This is a genomic window from Rhizobium sp. BT04, from assembly GCF_030053135.1.
GTDB lineage: Bacteria > Pseudomonadota > Alphaproteobacteria > Rhizobiales > Rhizobiaceae > Rhizobium > Rhizobium binxianense.
The window spans coordinates 499049-514519 of the sequence record NZ_CP125652.1; the positions used below are offsets into that span (position 1 = coordinate 499049).

Annotated in this window: 15 protein-coding genes and 2 pseudogenes; 11 read left to right on the forward strand and 6 right to left on the reverse strand. The window is 62.0% G+C overall.

Annotated features, from left to right (window positions below; translation table 11 throughout):
• Positions 1 to 14 precede the first annotated feature (14 nt).
• The 8 genes and pseudogenes from QMO82_RS10990 to QMO82_RS11025 all read left to right on the forward strand — a co-directional run bounded on the left by QMO82_RS10990 (position 15) and on the right by QMO82_RS11025 (position 5447).
• Entirely contained in the window at positions 15 to 656 is a 642-nt protein-coding gene (locus QMO82_RS10990; protein ID WP_183607443.1) for an SGNH/GDSL hydrolase family protein, read from the forward strand.
• Between the two features lie 2 nt (positions 657 to 658).
• Entirely contained in the window at positions 659 to 1240 is a 582-nt protein-coding gene (locus tag QMO82_RS10995; protein WP_183607442.1) for a GNAT family N-acetyltransferase, read from the forward strand.
• A gap of 16 nt (positions 1241 to 1256) precedes the next feature.
• Positions 1257 to 2720 carry a dihydrolipoyl dehydrogenase gene (lpdA, locus tag QMO82_RS11000; RefSeq protein WP_183607441.1) on the forward strand — a complete coding sequence of 488 codons (1464 nt, stop codon included), beginning with the start codon at positions 1257 to 1259 and terminating at the stop codon, positions 2718 to 2720.
• Positions 2721 to 2774: 54 nt separating this feature from the next.
• Positions 2775 to 3029, forward strand: a complete 255-nt coding sequence (locus QMO82_RS11005) for a GlsB/YeaQ/YmgE family stress response membrane protein (protein ID WP_085737168.1) — start codon at positions 2775 to 2777, stop codon at positions 3027 to 3029.
• A gap of 17 nt (positions 3030 to 3046) precedes the next feature.
• Entirely contained in the window at positions 3047 to 3295 is a 249-nt protein-coding gene (locus QMO82_RS11010) for a GlsB/YeaQ/YmgE family stress response membrane protein (protein ID WP_097614400.1), read from the forward strand.
• A 37-nt stretch (positions 3296 to 3332) separates the two neighbouring features.
• A complete protein-coding gene (gene lipA, locus QMO82_RS11015; protein ID WP_183607440.1) occupies positions 3333 to 4304 on the forward strand; it encodes a lipoyl synthase in 972 nt (323 codons plus the stop codon).
• A gap of 67 nt (positions 4305 to 4371) precedes the next feature.
• Positions 4372 to 4985, forward strand: a pseudogene (locus QMO82_RS11020) (AAA family ATPase).
• 9 nt (positions 4986 to 4994) lie between these two features.
• Positions 4995 to 5447: a type II toxin-antitoxin system RatA family toxin gene (locus QMO82_RS11025; protein ID WP_183607439.1), complete on the forward strand. Its 453-nt coding sequence runs from the start codon at positions 4995 to 4997 to the stop codon at positions 5445 to 5447.
• A 20-nt stretch (positions 5448 to 5467) separates the two neighbouring features.
• On the opposite strand, the gene QMO82_RS11030 is transcribed toward QMO82_RS11025, so the two are convergent.
• Both QMO82_RS11030 and QMO82_RS11035 read right to left on the reverse strand, forming a co-directional pair.
• A complete protein-coding gene (locus QMO82_RS11030) occupies positions 5468 to 5971 on the reverse strand; it encodes a CinA family protein (protein WP_183607438.1) in 504 nt (167 codons plus the stop codon).
• Positions 5968 to 7185: a bifunctional 2-C-methyl-D-erythritol 4-phosphate cytidylyltransferase/2-C-methyl-D-erythritol 2,4-cyclodiphosphate synthase gene (locus tag QMO82_RS11035; protein WP_183607437.1), complete on the reverse strand. Its 1218-nt coding sequence runs from the start codon at positions 7183 to 7185 to the stop codon at positions 5968 to 5970. The genes QMO82_RS11030 and QMO82_RS11035 overlap by 4 nt, the downstream gene beginning before the upstream one ends.
• A 145-nt stretch (positions 7186 to 7330) precedes the next feature.
• Between QMO82_RS11035 and dusB the strand changes: the two genes are divergently transcribed.
• From dusB to ntrC, 3 genes are read left to right on the forward strand one after another with little or no spacing between them, the layout of a single operon-like run.
• Positions 7331 to 8347 carry a tRNA dihydrouridine synthase DusB gene (gene dusB, locus QMO82_RS11040; protein ID WP_183610844.1) on the forward strand — a complete coding sequence of 339 codons (1017 nt, stop codon included), beginning with the start codon at positions 7331 to 7333 and terminating at the stop codon, positions 8345 to 8347.
• Positions 8344 to 9498 carry a nitrogen regulation protein NR(II) gene (locus tag QMO82_RS11045; RefSeq protein ID WP_097618819.1) on the forward strand — a complete coding sequence of 385 codons (1155 nt, stop codon included), beginning with the start codon at positions 8344 to 8346 and terminating at the stop codon, positions 9496 to 9498. Before dusB ends, QMO82_RS11045 begins: the two co-directional genes overlap by 4 nt.
• Complete coding sequence (gene ntrC / locus QMO82_RS11050; RefSeq protein WP_097618818.1) at positions 9495 to 10946, forward strand: nitrogen regulation protein NR(I); 1452 nt, start codon at positions 9495 to 9497, stop codon at positions 10944 to 10946. The genes QMO82_RS11045 and ntrC overlap by 4 nt, the downstream gene beginning before the upstream one ends.
• A 178-nt stretch (positions 10947 to 11124) precedes the next feature.
• On the opposite strand, the gene QMO82_RS11055 is transcribed toward ntrC, so the two are convergent.
• From QMO82_RS11055 to QMO82_RS33810, 4 genes and pseudogenes are all read right to left on the reverse strand, one after another.
• Positions 11125 to 12108, reverse strand: a complete 984-nt coding sequence (locus QMO82_RS11055; RefSeq protein WP_183610842.1) for a HupE/UreJ family protein — start codon at positions 12106 to 12108, stop codon at positions 11125 to 11127.
• Entirely contained in the window at positions 12105 to 12986 is an 882-nt protein-coding gene (locus QMO82_RS11060) for a peptidyl-prolyl cis-trans isomerase (protein ID WP_183610841.1), read from the reverse strand. Before QMO82_RS11060 ends, QMO82_RS11055 begins: the two co-directional genes overlap by 4 nt.
• A 46-nt stretch (positions 12987 to 13032) precedes the next feature.
• Entirely contained in the window at positions 13033 to 15006 is a 1974-nt protein-coding gene (locus tag QMO82_RS11065) for a DUF3604 domain-containing protein (protein ID WP_246788241.1), read from the reverse strand.
• Positions 15007 to 15079: 73 nt separating this feature from the next.
• Positions 15080 to 15268: pseudogene (locus QMO82_RS33810) on the reverse strand (hypothetical protein); the annotation flags it as partial.
• Positions 15269 to 15471: the final 203 nt, after the last annotated feature.

Consider the following 15471-nt stretch of genomic DNA (forward strand, 5'->3'; position numbering starts at 1 on the left):
GCGCGGAGGCGGAAATGACCAAGACCGTTCTTTGCTATGGTGACTCGCTAACCTGGGGTTATGACGCCGAGACGATCGGCCGTCATGATTACAAAAACCGCTGGCCGAGCGTGCTCCAGGCAGTGCTCGGCAGTGAGGCGCGTGTCATCGCCGAAGGCCTGAATGGGCGCACGACCGCTTTCGACGACCACCTCGCCGATTGCGATCGCAACGGTGCGCGCATCCTGCCGACGATCCTGCAGACGCACGCACCGCTCGATCTCGTCATCCTGCTGCTCGGCACCAACGACATGAAGCCGGTTGTATCAGGTTCCGCCTTTGCCGCGTGCCAAGGCATCAGCCGGCTCGTGCGGCTCATCCGCAATCATGCCTGGCCCTTCGAATTCGATGGGCCGGAGATCTTGATCGTGGCGCCGCCGGCGATCTGCGCGACGGGCAATGTGCCCTTCGCCGCGTCGTTTCCCGGTGGCATCGAGGAATCGGCAAAGCTCGCAACGCTTTATCGTGATCTTGCCGACGAACTCGGCTGTGGCTTCTTCGATGGCAATTCCGTTGCCCAGACCACGCCGATCGATGGCATTCACCTCGATGCGGACAATACACGGGCGCTCGGGCGCGGGCTGGAATCGATCGTGCGGATGATGCTGGGGATCTGAGCATGACCGCCTTCATCGCGCTGCGGCAGGCCTCACGGCGCGATGCCTCGGAGCTGGCGATCCTGGCGGATATCGCATCGCACGGTTTTGCCTCCTGGCTCTGGTTCGCCGATGTGGCGAACGGCGTCAGCGACACGCCGCTGGAGCGGGGTCGGCTGAAGATGAGCGAGGAGGAGGCCGTTGGCGGCTGGCGGGATGCCGTTATCGCCGAGGCCTATGGCGAAGTGGCAGGCGTGGCGATCGGCCATCCGCTGGAGGAGGGCATAGCCGATATCGAGGCGAGCATCCCGGCGATCGAACCGATGCTCGCCCTGCAGAAAACGGTTGTGGGAAGCTGGTTCATCGGCAGTCTCGGCGTTTACCGCCATCTGCGCGGCATCGGCATCGGGCGCAGGCTGCTAGACGATCAGATCGACAGGGCGGATTGCCGCCCCGTCAGTCTCATTACCGCAAGTGATAACGAGGCGGCTCTGTCGCTTTATGGAAGAAACGGATTCCTGGAGGCTGCGCGCGCCGATGCCGTGCCGCTTTTCGACAACAGCAAAAGACATGCGTGGGTGCTCATGACCCGCAGCGCAGCGTAACAAAGGCAGGAAACACATGGCTGAATCCTACGACGTCATCATCATCGGCTCCGGCCCCGGCGGCTACGTCGCCGCCATCCGTGCAGCCCAGCTCGGCCTCAAGACCGCGATCGTCGAGCGCGAGCATATGGGCGGCATCTGCCTGAACTGGGGCTGCATACCCACAAAGGCGCTGCTGCGCTCGGCCGAGGTGCTCGACCATGCCAATCACTTCAAGGATTACGGCCTGGTTCTCGAAGGCACGGTCAAGCCGGATGCCAAGGCCGTCGTTGGCCGCTCGCGCGCCGTCTCCGCCCGCCTGAATGCCGGCGTCGGCTTCCTGATGAAGAAGAACAAGATCGACATCATCTGGGGCGAAGGAAAGCTTTCCAAGGCTTCGACTGGGGCTCAGCCCGGCGAGATCGTCGTCGGCAAGTCGTCGAAGCCGGTGGTCGAACCGCAGCACCCGCTGCCGAAAAACGTCAAGGGCGAGGGCACCTACACCGCCAAGCACATCATCATCGCGACCGGCGCCCGTCCGCGTGCGCTGCCCGGCATCGAGCCGGACGGCAAGCTGATCTGGACCTATTTCGAGGCGCTGAAGCCGGATGCGCTGCCGAAGTCGCTGATCGTCATGGGTTCGGGCGCGATCGGCATCGAATTCGCAAGCTTCTACCGCTCGATGGGCGTCGACGTGACGGTTGTCGAAGTCATGCCGACCATCATGCCGGTCGAGGATGCCGAAATCACCGCCATCGCCCGCAAGCAGCTGGAAAAGCGCGGCCTCAAGATCTTCACCAGTGCCAAGGTTACCAAGGTCGAGAAGGGTGCGGGCAGCGTCACCGCCCATGTCGAAACTTCAGATGGCAAGGTGCAGCAGATCACCGCCGACCGGCTGATTTCGGCCGTCGGCGTTCAGGGCAATATCGAAAACCTCGGCCTCGAGGCGCTCGGCATCAAGACCGACCGCGGCTGCGTCGTCACCGACGGTTACGGCAAGACCAATATCGCCGGCATCTATGCAATCGGCGATGTCGCCGGCCCGCCGATGCTGGCCCACAAGGCCGAGCATGAAGGTGTGGTCTGCGTCGAAAAGATCGCCGGCCTGCCGAACGTTCATCCCACCGACAAGGGCAAGGTCCCGGGCTGCACCTATTGCAATCCGCAGGTCGCCTCCGTCGGCCTCACCGAAGCCAAAGCCAAGGAGCTGGGCCGCGACATCCGCGTCGGCCGCTTCTCCTTCGCGGCAAACGGCAAGGCGATCGCGCTCGGCGAAGACCAGGGCATGGTCAAGGTAATCTTCGACAAGAAGACCGGCGAGCTGCTCGGCGCCCATATGGTCGGCGCCGAAGTCACCGAGCTCATCCAGGGTTTCGTCGTCGCGATGAACCTCGAAACAACCGAGGAAGAGCTGATGCACACGATCTTCCCGCATCCGACTGTGTCCGAAACGATGAAGGAAGCGGTGCTCGATGCCTATGGCCGTGTGCTGAACGCTTGATAATTTCCCAATCCGCCCTGTATCACGGAGTGGAAAAAACGAAAGGAAATCATCATGTCTATGGAGACGCAGGCGTTGCTGGTGTTTTTGCTGATCGGCCTGGTTGCAGGCTTCCTCGCAAGTTTGGTCGTCGGTGGCGGCGGCTTGATAAGATGCCTGCTCAGCGGCATCATCGGCGCCTTCGTCGGCGGTTATCTGTTCAGCGCGCTCGGCATTTCGCTGGGTATTGAAAACGCGCTTGTTGTGCAGATCATCCACGCCACGGTCGGCGCCATCGTCGTGGTGCTGATCGCCAGGGCGGTCGCTTAAAGGCAAAGAGGGCAGGCATGGAAGGCGTCGGCTGGATTTCGGCAATCATCATCGGCGGACTGGCGGGCTGGCTGGCCGGCAAGCTGATGGAAGCGCGCTACGGGATTTTCCTGAACATCGTGCTCGGCATCGTCGGCTCTGTCGTCGCCAGCGCCATCCTCGCGCAGTTTCATGTCGCGGTGGTTGGCGGGCGGCTCGGCTACTTCGTGACGGGTTTCCTCGGCGCCTGCCTGTTGATATTCCTTGCGCGGCTGGTGCGGCGCTAGATTTGCCGCATAGGAGCGGTAGAAAGCTGAAACTGCAATGGTGACCATCCTCGATACGATCAATCCCGACGCCAAGCGCGTGCGTCATCCCGAGAAGGCGCATCGGCCAGATACGGAGGTCATGCGCAAGCCGGACTGGATCCGTGTGAAGGCGCCGACCTCCAAGGGTTATGCCGAGACGCGCGCGATCGTGAAGGAGCACAAGCTCGTCACCGTCTGCGAAGAGGCCGGCTGCCCGAATATCGGCGAGTGCTGGGACAAGAAGCACGCCACCTTCATGATCATGGGCGAAATCTGTACCCGCGCCTGCGCCTTCTGCAACGTCGCCACCGGCAAGCCGAATGCGCTCGACATGGCCGAGCCGGAGAACGTCGCCAAGGCGGTCAAGGAGATGGGTCTGTCTCACGTCGTCATCACCTCGGTCGACCGTGACGATCTGGAAGACGGCGGCGCCGAACACTTCGAAAAGGTGATCTGGGCGATCCGTGCGGCCTCGCCGATGACGACGATCGAGATCCTGACGCCCGACTTCCTGAAGAAGCCTGGGGCGCTGGAACGTGTCGTCGCCGCCAAGCCCGACGTCTTCAACCACAATATGGAAACGGTGCCCGGCAACTATCTGACCGTTCGCCCCGGTGCGCGTTATTTCCATTCCATCCGCTTGCTGCAGCGGGTGAAGGAACTCGATCCCACCATGTTCACCAAGTCGGGCATCATGGTCGGCCTCGGCGAGGAGCGCAACGAAGTGCTGCAGCTGATGGACGATCTGCGCACCGCCGATGTCGATTTCCTGACGATCGGCCAATACCTGCAGCCGACCCGCAAGCACCATCAGGTCATGAGCTTCGTCACGCCCGACGAGTTCAAATCCTACGAGACGGTCGCCTACAGCAAGGGCTTCCTGATGGTCGCCTCCAGCCCGCTGACCCGCTCCTCCCACCACGCCGGCGACGATTTCGCTCGGCTGCGTGCGGCGCGGGAGAAGAAGCTGCTGATGGCGGCTGAGTAGGTCCGGCACTTGCTTTTTGATTGAACCGCGGCGATTTTTGCCGCGGTTTTTCTTTGAGCAGTCGACGATGAAAGTCATCTGCGGTTTGAAATCGACGCTGATCGAAGCCGACCGTATTCTGGTGATCGGCTGCCCCGGCAGCGGCAAAAGCACGCTGGCAAAGCGGCTCTCGCAAGCGCTCGACCTTGACTACATCTCCATGGACCGCGATTTCTACTGGCTACCGGGCTGGAGAAAAAGGCCGCGCGACGAGATCGACCGCCGGATCGCCAAGGCGGTGGCGGAAGTGGATCATGGATGGGACGGGCCTCAGCTCCTTCCATCTTCGCCTGCCGCGCGCAGACGCCGTCATTTGGCTTCGGCTGCCCAGATATGCATGCCTGTACGGCGCCATCTCGAGAGCGTTCCGGTATTTCGGGCGCAACCGCCCCGAACTGCCTGCCGGCAGCCCTGAACGCCTCTCGCGGGACGCGCTTGCCTATATCTGGAATTTCGAGCGCGATGCCGTACCCTTGATCGAAGCGGCGCTTCAGGAACACGGGCTTGCAGATTCCACCGTCATCATAAGATCGCGCAAAGCAGCTAACCGGTTCGCCGCTGGCCCTGGCGTGCCCGGTTCTCCAGCTAAAATCCCGCGGCCAGATGCGCGAGCTTCTTGATCTTCTTCGCCGGCCCGCTTAAGTGCCGCCTATGCCGCAATTCGAAACGCACCGTCCCGTCCCGCACACGCCCGAACAGATGTTCGACCTCGTCGCCGATGTCGAGCGTTATCCGGAATTTCTGCCGCTCTGCGAAGCGCTGGCCATCCGAAGCCGCAAGGAACGCGACGGCAAGATCTTGCTCGTTGCCGACATGACGGTCGGCTACAAGGCGATCCGCGAGACTTTCACCACACAGGTGCTGCTGAACCGGGCCGAGCACGTCATCGAGGTCAAATATATCGATGGCCCATTCAAATATCTCGACAATCGCTGGCATTTCGCCGAGACGCCATCTGGCGGCTGCACCGTCGATTTCTTCATCGATTACGAGTTCAAGAGCCGCATCTTGGGCGCGTTGATGGGCTCGATGTTCGATCGCGCCTTCCGCATGTTCACCGAAGCCTTCGAGACTAGGGCAAACAGGATCTACGCTGCGGTCTGAGGGGGCGATTGCAGGCGCCCTCAGCCTGCCAGGAGCGAATGCACCATCTCCAGCGCCGTCCTCACCGTTGCCAGCCGAACCTCGCTGCGGCCGATATCGCCGTAAAGCATCTTTCGGTGGATGAGCGCGCCGGCGCGCGATTTGGCGGCGAGATGCACGAGGCCGACCGGCTTTCCAGCCGATCCGCCGCCGGGACCGGCAATGCCGGTGACGGCAACGGCGATCGCGGCACGCGAGCGGAAGAGGGCGCCGTGCACCATCTGCCGGGCGGTTTCTTCCGACACTGCTCCGAACCGCAGCAATGTTTCCTCCTGCACGCCGAGCAGCTCGATCTTGGCTGTATTCGTATAGGTGACGAAGCCGCGGTCGACGACGGCGGATGAACCGGATATCTCGGTCAGCGCCCCGGCGATCAATCCGCCGGTGCAGGATTCGGCGGTCGAGAGCATCAGCCCGGCGGCCGTGAAGTCGCGGATGATCGCCTCCGCCGTCGAAATGATATCCTGAGGGAAAAGGCTCATCATTTCCTTCCGCGATAGACGACGGTCGCAGTCGCGATCGCCGCAATGCCTTCGCGCCGGCCGACGAAGCCGATCGTCTCGTTGGTCGTCGCCTTGACCGAGCAGCGCTCTATATCGATGCCGAGATAATCCGACAGTTTCGCCCGCATGGCGTCGCGATGCGGACCGACCCTCGGCGCCTCGGCGATCAGCGAGACGTCGGCATTCATGATCGTGCCGCCGTGCTCGCGCACGATCCGGGCGGCATGCTCGATGAAGATTTTTGAGGCTGCGCCCTTCCATTGCGGGTCGGACGGCGGGAAATGATCGCCGATATCGCCGGCGCCGCAGGTTGCCAGCAGCGCATCCGTCAGCGCATGCAGCGCCACGTCGGCATCAGAATGGCCTTTCAGCTTCTGATCATGCGGAATGAACACGCCGCAAAGTGTGACGCCATCGCCCGCTTCGAGCTGGTGCACGTCGTAGCCATTGCCGGTGCGCACGTCCGGCAGCAGGCACGCCGACAGCTTGTCGTCGGCCATTGATATATCGCGCTTGACGGTCAGCTTGACGTTATCGGGCGTGCCCTCGACGATCGTCACCGGAATGCCCAGCCATTCGGCGATCGAGGCATCGTCGGTGAAATCGCTTCGCCCGCTCGCCGCTGCCTTCTCATGTGCATCGAGAATCGTTTCGAAAGCGAAGGATTGCGGCGTCTGCGCCGCGTAAAGATGCTCGCGTGAAACCGTCGTCAGCACCGTGCCGGCGCTGTCGGCGCGTTTCAGCGTATCGGTCACAGGCGTTGCCGGCAGCACTGCCGCCGCGCCGTCGCCAAGGCTCTCGGCAATGCGGTCCAGTAGCCCATGGTCGAAGAACGGCCGCACGGCATCATGGATCAGCACATGGCTGACATGCTTGTCCTTGAGATATCTGAGGCCGGCCAGCACGGATTGCTGCCGGGTCGCACCGCCGTGCACGGTTTCGATCGGCGTTGCCGAAATGATGTGACGGAACGCTTTGGCAAACAGCGCCTCGTCGTCGGGATGAATAACGACGACGATCTGAGTTGCCAGCTCCCATGTCATGAAGTTTTCAAGCGTATGGACGATAACCGGCTTGCCGCCGATCAGGCGATATTGCTTGGGGCCTTCCTGGGAGGCGCCTGCGCGCTCGCCGCGGCCGGCGGCAACGATGACAATTCCAGCCGATATCGGTTGCTTAGAAGGCATTTGCAGCATAAATCCCCTAAAATATGCGGAATTGATCCGAGTGCTCTAACGTCTTGCTTTGGCCTTTTCCAGCATCTGCCCGAAAAATATCAATTCCCATCCCAGCCCCCTTGGCAAGCTAGGGAATAATGGCTAAAAATAATGCAGTTCTATTGTGTGCCCGAAAGATAATCATTTGATTTCCAAGGACCTCGCAGCGCCTTTCCGAATCGGACCCGTGTCCGTGCGGAACCGTGTTGTGCTGGCGCCGATGTCCGGCGTCACGGACATGCCTTTCCGCGAGCTCGCCTGGCGCTTCGGCGCCGGCCTCGTCGTCACCGAAATGGTGGCGAGCCGCGAACTGGTCAATGACACGGCTGAATCCTGGTCGCGGCTGCGGGCGGCCGGCTTCCGGCCGCATATGGTGCAGCTTGCCGGCCGAGAGGCGCACTGGATGGCGGAGGCGGCCAAGATCGCCGCCGATCACGGCGCCGATATCATCGACATCAACATGGGCTGCCCGGCCAAGAAGGTCATCGGCGGATACTCCGGCTCGGCGCTGATGCGCGATCCAGATCACGCGCTCGGCCTCATCGAGGCGACGGTCAAGGCTGCCGATATTCCCGTGACGCTGAAGATGCGTCTCGGCTGGGATGAGAATTCGATCAACGCGCCCGAGATCGCCCGCCGCGCCGAGGCGGCCGGCATTCAGCTTGTGACCATTCATGGGCGCACCCGCATGCAATTCTACGAAGGTCGCGCCGATTGGGACGCGATCCGCGCCGTCCGCGAGGTGATCTCCATTCCGCTGATTGCCAATGGCGATGTCGAGACCGCGGAAGATGCGCAGGAAATCCTGCGCCGTTCCGGCGCCGATGCCGTGATGATCGGCAGGGGCTGCCAGGGCAGGCCATGGCATGCCGGCGTCATATCAGGTGCCGCCGAGCCGCGATCACAGGAGATCGCCGATATTGCCGTCGAACACTATGCGATGATGCTGGATTTCTACGGGGAGGCGGTGGCGATCCGCCACGCCCGCAAGCATCTCGGCTGGTATCTCCAGCGTTTCGCCGCTGATCTCGCCGACGACGAAAAGGCTGCGATCATGACCTCGCGCAATCCCAGCGAGGTGGCAGCACGGCTTTACGATGCATTGGCGGCAGCTGTTGTCGACAGCCGGGAGGCGGCATGATGAAGGATATGACATCTCCGTCCGATCAGGCCGGCGGAACCGTCGCCATGGCCGTGCTCAACGCCATCCAGAACCCTGTCATCATGGTCGACGAATCCGGCTTCGTCGTGTTCGCCAATTGGGAGGCGGAGGCCTTCTTCGGCGCCAGCGCCTCGCATCTGGCGCGTTACCGCATCTCCACCTTCATTCCCTTCGGCAGCCCGCTGCTCGCCCTGATCGACCAGGTGCGTGAGCGCAAGGCCCCGGTCAACGAATATCGCGTCGATCTGAGTTCGCCCCGCCTCGGCCAGGACAAACTCGTCGATCTCTACGTTGCCCCCGTGCTCAGCGAGCCCGGCGCTGTCGTCATCGTCTTCCAGGAACGCTCGATGGCCGACAAGATCGACCGGCAGCTGACGCATCGCGCCGCCGCCCGCTCAGTCACCGGTCTCGCCTCGATGCTGGCGCACGAGATCAAGAACCCGCTCTCCGGCATCCGCGGTGCCGCCCAGCTGCTCGAACAGTCGGCGGTCGACGACGACCGGGCGCTGACCCGGCTGATCTGCGACGAGACCGACCGCATCGTATCGCTGGTCGATCGCATGGAAGTCTTTTCCGACGAACGCCCCGTCGACCGCATGCCGGTCAACATCCATTCCGTGCTCGATCATGTGAAGGCCGTCGCCAGGGCGGGTTTTGCCCGCAACATCCGTGTCACCGAGAGTTACGACCCGTCGCTGCCGGCGGTCTATGCCAATCGCGACCAGCTCGTCCAGGTCTTCCTCAATCTGGTGAAGAACGCCGCCGAAGCGGTCGGCGATCGGCCGGATGGCGAGATCATGCTGACGACGGCCTATCGCCCCGGCATCCGGCTCTCCGTCGCCGGCACCCGTGAAAAAATCTCGCTGCCGCTGGAATTCTGCGTCCACGACAATGGCCCCGGCGTTCCCGCCGATCTGCTGCCGCATCTCTTCGACCCCTTCATCACCACCAAGCCGAACGGCAGCGGCCTCGGCCTGGCGCTGGTCGCCAAGATCATCGGCGATCACGGCGGCATCATCGAATGCGACAGCCAGAACAGCCGCACGACATTCCGCGTCCTCATGCCGGCGTCGAAGGACGCCTCGCTCGAAGACGCCTCTTCCGCAAGCTCGACAGGACCTTCTCGATGACAGCCACGATCCTCGTTGCAGATGATGATGCGGCCATCCGGACCGTGCTCAACCAGGCTTTGAGCCGCGCCGGTTATGACGTCCGCATCACTTCCAACGCCGCTACCCTCTGGCGCTGGATTTCGGCAGGTGAGGGCGATCTGGTCGTCACCGATGTGGTGATGCCCGACGAGAACGCCTTCGACCTGCTGCCGCGCATCAAGAAGGCGCGCCCCGAACTGCCGGTCCTGGTCATGAGTGCGCAGAACACCTTCATGACCGCCATCAAGGCCTCCGAGAAGGGCGCCTACGATTACCTGCCGAAACCCTTCGACCTCACCGAATTGATCGGCATCATCGGCCGCGCGCTCGCTGAGCCGAAGCGCAAGCCCGCCAAACTCGAAGACGACGTGCAGGACGGCATGCCGCTGGTCGGCCGTTCGGCGGCGATGCAGGAAATCTATCGCGTTCTCGCCCGCCTGATGCAGACGGACCTGACGCTGATGATCACCGGCGAATCCGGCACCGGCAAGGAGCTCGTCGCCCGCGCCCTGCATGACTACGGCAAGCGCCGCAACGGCCCGTTCGTTGCGATCAACATGGCGGCGATCCCGCGCGACCTGATCGAATCGGAACTCTTCGGTCACGAGAAGGGCGCCTTTACCGGTGCGCAGACCCGGTCGACCGGCCGCTTCGAGCAGGCCGAAGGCGGCACGCTCTTCCTCGACGAGATCGGCGACATGCCGATGGATGCCCAGACCAGGCTGCTGCGTGTCCTGCAGCAGGGCGAATACACCACCGTCGGCGGCCGCACGCCGATCCGCACCGACGTGCGCATCGTCGCCGCCACCAACAAGGACCTGAAACAGGCGATCAACCAGGGCCTGTTCCGCGAGGATCTTTATTACCGCCTCAATGTCGTGCCGCTGCGGCTACCGCCACTGCGCGACCGCGCCGAGGATATTCCCGATCTCGTGCGCCATTTCATCCAGCAGGCCGAAAAGGAAGGCTTGGGATCCAAGCGCTTCGATCAGGAAGCGCTGGAATTGATGAAGGCCTATGCCTGGCCGGGCAACGTCCGCGAGCTGGAAAATCTCATCCGCCGTCTGATGGCGCTCTATCCGCAGGATGTCATCACCCGCGAGATCATCGACGCGGAGCTGCGCTCCGACGTACCCGACAGCCCGATCGACAAGGGGCCGATCCGCAGCGGCTCGATGACGATCGCGCAAGCCGTCGAGGAAAACATGCGCACCTACTTCTCGGGCTTCGGCGAAAGCCTGCCGCCGCCCGGCCTCTATGATCGTGTGCTGACGGAAATGGAGTATCCGCTGATCCTCGCCGCCCTGACGGCGACGCGCGGCAACCAGATCAAGGCGGCCGATCTTCTCGGTCTCAACCGCAATACCTTGCGCAAGAAGATCAGGGAACTGGGTGTCTCGGTCTATAGGAGTTCCCGCACCGCCTGAGCGCGTTCGCGCTTGTACGGTGCTCCCGGAAATCTTAGGACTACCCATCTAAGTGGTTGAGACAATTATATTTCTTGCGATAACGTTCTGCGAGCGTCTGGCGCTGATTTCGGCCCCCAGGCACCCAATTTAGCGCTCGCAATCGGGTGACCGCTGACGTCATCGACGGTTACACTCGTCAAAATCCCGCAAGCCGCTGAACCAGCCAGAACGCCGACACCGATCCAATCACGTACGCGAGACGGAGGCGCAGCCGGAGAATGTCGGCCACCAACAGTCGAACACCGGCCATCGTCAGCAGGGCCGCGGCAACGAAGACAAGCTGTCCTGCCTCGACCCCTAGATTGAAAGTAAGTAGTGCCAGCGGCACGTCCTTCTGCGGCAAACCGATTTCCCGCAAGGCACCGCCGAAGCCGAAGCCGTGCAACAAACCGAAGAGGAAACTTATGATCCATGGATACCGGCTTGAGAGATCCCGCCTTCCTTGATCTGACCGAATGATCTCCGCGCCGACGAACATGATGCTGAGCGCTATCAGCGCTTCTACCGGAGGCTGCGGCACGGCCGCGATCCCGAGCGTGGCGAAGGCGAGCGTCACCGAGTGCGCTACCGTGAAGGAGGTAATGGTCGCAAGTAGCGCCCTTGGATTCCCGATCAAAAGCAGGAGCGCGAACACGAACAGGAGATGGTCCACGCCCGTCACGATGTGCTGGACGCCGAGTACGAAATACGTCCGGGCCGTGGCCATCGCAGTTGGCGTCGCGGCGATCACGACGTCCGGATAGTCGGGCGAAACGCGGCTCGTCTGCGTTGTGCCATCGAAATTGACCACTCTGATCAGCGCATCCGTGTAGGTCGACGCGAGGCCGTTGATGGCGACCACGCCGCCCGCCAGACCGCCCTCGCACACCGCCTGCCAGCGGGTGATGAAAGCATTGTCGATGAAACCGCCTGCGCGGTCGCCGTCCTGCATGCAGGACGGAGGGAGGAGCACGTCGAGCGCCATCTTGTAGTCGCCCTGGGCGGGAACCTTCCACGTCAATGCGTAGTGATGCGTTGCAACCTCGTTGATCTCGAGGTAGGCCGGCCTCAGCTCATGCGCACCGGCTGCGGAACAGGCGAGAAGAACGAAGCCGATGATAAGGTAGATGAATCGGGTCATCTGACCCCCGATGTCTTGATTGCCGATGCGGACATGCCGGTCGGCCAGACCACGCGCACCTCGTAGTGCTTCTTCATGTCTTCGTAGCGCTGGGCGGCGATCTGCGACCGTCTTCCACTCTCCCAGTCAAGCCGGACAGCCTCTCGCACATCCGCAAGCGGCGGCGTGCCTCCCTCTTTCTTCTCATCGACATAGACCAGGTGGCCGCCGAAAGGAGAGTTCAAGGGTCCGACCCACTCGCCTTCGGGGACGAGTTTCAGGGCCGCGACGAAGTCCTCGCCGAAGATGCTGGCAACGACGTCGGCATCCGACAGTTCCATTCGTTCGGGAAGAAGGGTCGGATCGCCAGCGGTTTCCTCTGAAGTCGCAGCTGTTTCGAGGCGCGCCCGGACAATTTTCGCTCTTTCTACGGTGCTCTCGGATGAAACTTTGCCGTCGAAGAAGATCTGGCGGAACGCCAACCTGTCCTGAGTGCGGAACTTTCCGGCATTTGCCGCGAGATACGCCTCCAGTTCTCCCTCCTTCGGTATCAGTTCTTCAGCGCTCGGTTCGAGCAGGAACTCCATCTTCTGCTGCATGCGACGCCGCACGAGGGTGTCGTCCTTGTCGAGGCTCATCTTCAATCCCTCCCTGTAGAAGACCTCCTCCTTGACGCGGCTGTCGACCATGTTTGCGAACTCCGCTTCGGTCGGCGGTCGCTGCCAGGTTCGCGAGAAGCTCTCGAACAACTGGCCGAGCTCGCCCTGTCCGAGCTCGATCACCTGGCCATCCGCCGACACCGGCGAGCGGGTCACGGCCGAATACAGACCGAAGACCGTGACGCCCAGCAGTAGAAAGTGCACCAACGGTTCCCTAATGATCGTTTTGAGGATCTTCATCCCAGGCTCCTGGCTGTCCGTAAACTCGGCATGCGCACGGTGGTCCTCATGCTGGATTGTACCAGATCGGCGAGGTGTAGGCCCGCTCCTGGGTCTTCATCCGCACCTCGGGTCCCATCTCGATGCCGAAATATTTGGCGTCGTAGGCGGTCCACCGCGGCGTGGGAATTTCGAGAACGCGACCATAGTAGAACGCCCTCTGGCTCGGATCGAATTCAGGGTCCTTCCAGAACGCGATCAGTTCGGAGGAGCCGATCGTGTTCGTGAAGGTGGCGTTGGCGACATCGACGGTATCGCCGACGGGGGGCAGCTTTCCATCCGCCCCTGGTTTGCGCGCGTCGGACCAGGCGACGTCGTAGACCTTCTCGTGGACTTCGCCCGCCGCATCGAGCCAGCCCTTCACCACCTGGTAGCGGTCGAGGTTGGCACCGATCGGATCCTTCAAAGCGGCGACCAGGAAGGTGGGAACCTTTTCGTTCGGAGCGGGGCCGATGTCGCCGCCCATTGGGACACCCTTCGTATATCCGGCGATTGCCGGGCTGCGGCTGGTGGCGTCGGCCTCATCGAAATCGAACCCGCCGAAGAAACGCACCAACATCCGTGGTCCCGTGGTCGCATAGGTTTCCCGCCGTTTCATCGCGTCGAAGATGGATGCGCGGGTGTTGTCTTGCGCCCAGACTGCCGCGTAGCCAGATGCCGTCTGCTCCCAGCCCGTAATGGTTATGCCAAGGCTGGGATTCTTCATGAACGGATGTTTCCAGCGCTCGGCATTCGGCTCATTGCTCGAGATCTTTCCCCAGAAGTTGTCGTCGTCCGCGGTGGAAAGGCCGGTATGGGAATCCGTGCTGCCCACCAAACCGAACTTGTAGGGATTGACCCCGAGTTCCTTTTCGAGCTTCAAGCCGGTCTGAAGCGCGGAGCGGGTATACTCGTACTGCAGCATGTCAGGCGTCTTCTTCTGGCTGACATCCAGATTACCCTTGTCCCAGCGCTCAAAATTGGCGAATTCGTCGTTGGGAGAAAGCAACGGGTGCGTCTCGCCGTCGCCTTTCATCTGGGTGGTCTCGTAGAGAACCTCCCAGCGCGTGCGCTGCTCCGCATATTCCCGGTCGATGGGTTTGCCCGTGAACGACTCGATGATCGGGAACATGGTACCGTTGCTGAGATTGCCGTTATGGGCGATCGCCAGCGCCTGGCCGCCTGTCTTGTCCTCATAGGCTGCAAGCCACTTCCACAGATCGCGGGGATTGTTGCTGCCGAGAGGCGGCTGGGTAGTGTAAGGCTCGATCATCGCCGCCTTGTCGCCGTTGTCACGGAAGATGACGTTGCGGTGGAGGTTGTTGCCCGTGGCAAGCGACGTCCATTCGTAGCCGATCAGCGCGGTGAAGCGGCCCGGCTCATTCGCCTCCTCGGCGGCATCGATGATGCTCTGCCAGGTGGACCTGTAGGCGGCTGTTCCGGGTCGATAAAGGAGATCAGGAGGGAATTTCCCTTGGGAGAACGTGGTGACGATGTCGTAGGCGGCCGCCGCCCCTTGGCCATTCTGGATCATGTCGAACCAGCTCCGGGCCTGGGCGTTCTTCAGAATCTCCGGCTTGCCTGCCATAAAGTCGGCAATGAAGCCGAGATTGTCGGAGTGATCGGTGACAACCAGGAAGTCGAGGGGCCTTGAGAGCTTGACCGGCTGGCCGCTCGAGGCGGTGATCTCCGCACCCTTTGCAAGTCTATAGGCCTCGCGCGGCCCTATCCTGGCCCCTGCCGCGCCCGCGTCGAACGACAGGTTGGTATGCAGGTGGGTGTCGCCGAAGAGCGGCCGCATCGGAAAGTTACGTCCGGCCCAGGGCGAATAGGGCCGCTTCTTCGGAAAGATATCGGCACCGGTGGCCTTGGTGATGTCACCGATGTCGGTATGAACTGCATCCTGGGACCAGACCGGGTGAGGCATTCCGGCGGACAGAAGTCCGACCAAGGCGATACCCGTCCACAAGTCGCGTCTGTTACGACTGCTCTTCAAGTACATTCTCGTTCTCCTCTAGCGAACACAGTTTCGGCTTCCATGTCGGAATCTCGAAATCGCAAGTTCCAGGTTTTGATCAGTCCACATTGACGACGACGTAGCGGCGCCCGGCGGACTGATAGTATGCTCCTCCACATCGCCAGACGACCGCTCCGCCGACGCTCGTCTTCGCACAGCCGGCAGGCAGGGCGGCGACATACATCGAAGTACGACGGATGGTTCTGCGCGTTGTCCGGCGAGCCACGCCTGCCACGCTGCCTGGCGTCGCAAGAAGATCAGGGAACTTGGCGTCTCGGTCTACAGGAGTTCCTGCACCGCCTGAGCGTGTCCGGGTTTGCACGGTGTGCTGCGGTGAGCACGGGGAGGATCGCTCTGTGATCCTCATCCATCAGCGTTCCATGCGCCGCGGCAAGCGGCATCAGCCGAAAAGTCATGAGCTTCATTGACGTCTCCACCGTACCAAACTCG

What these genes read in the sequence shown, in the direction of transcription:
- QMO82_RS10990 (WP_183607443.1), top strand. Translation starts at nt 15, where the DNA reads ATGACCAAGACCGTTCTTTGCTATGGTGACTCGCTAACCTGGGGTTAT.
- QMO82_RS10995 (WP_183607442.1), top strand. Translation starts at nt 659, where the DNA reads ATGACCGCCTTCATCGCGCTGCGGCAGGCCTCACGGCGCGATGCCTCG.
- lpdA (WP_183607441.1), top strand. Translation starts at nt 1,257, where the DNA reads ATGGCTGAATCCTACGACGTCATCATCATCGGCTCCGGCCCCGGCGGC.
- QMO82_RS11005 (WP_085737168.1), top strand. Translation starts at nt 2,775, where the DNA reads ATGTCTATGGAGACGCAGGCGTTGCTGGTGTTTTTGCTGATCGGCCTG.
- QMO82_RS11010 (WP_097614400.1), top strand. Translation starts at nt 3,047, where the DNA reads ATGGAAGGCGTCGGCTGGATTTCGGCAATCATCATCGGCGGACTGGCG.
- lipA (WP_183607440.1), top strand. Translation starts at nt 3,333, where the DNA reads ATGGTGACCATCCTCGATACGATCAATCCCGACGCCAAGCGCGTGCGT.
- QMO82_RS11025 (WP_183607439.1), top strand. Translation starts at nt 4,995, where the DNA reads ATGCCGCAATTCGAAACGCACCGTCCCGTCCCGCACACGCCCGAACAG.
- QMO82_RS11030 (WP_183607438.1), bottom strand. Translation starts at nt 5,971, where the DNA reads ATGATGAGCCTTTTCCCTCAGGATATCATTTCGACGGCGGAGGCGATC.
- QMO82_RS11035 (WP_183607437.1), bottom strand. Translation starts at nt 7,185, where the DNA reads ATGCTGCAAATGCCTTCTAAGCAACCGATATCGGCTGGAATTGTCATC.
- QMO82_RS11045 (WP_097618819.1), top strand. Translation starts at nt 8,344, where the DNA reads ATGATGAAGGATATGACATCTCCGTCCGATCAGGCCGGCGGAACCGTC.
- ntrC (WP_097618818.1), top strand. Translation starts at nt 9,495, where the DNA reads ATGACAGCCACGATCCTCGTTGCAGATGATGATGCGGCCATCCGGACC.
- QMO82_RS11055 (WP_183610842.1), bottom strand. Translation starts at nt 12,108, where the DNA reads ATGACCCGATTCATCTACCTTATCATCGGCTTCGTTCTTCTCGCCTGT.
- QMO82_RS11060 (WP_183610841.1), bottom strand. Translation starts at nt 12,986, where the DNA reads ATGAAGATCCTCAAAACGATCATTAGGGAACCGTTGGTGCACTTTCTA.
- QMO82_RS11065 (WP_246788241.1), bottom strand. Translation starts at nt 15,006, where the DNA reads ATGTACTTGAAGAGCAGTCGTAACAGACGCGACTTGTGGACGGGTATC.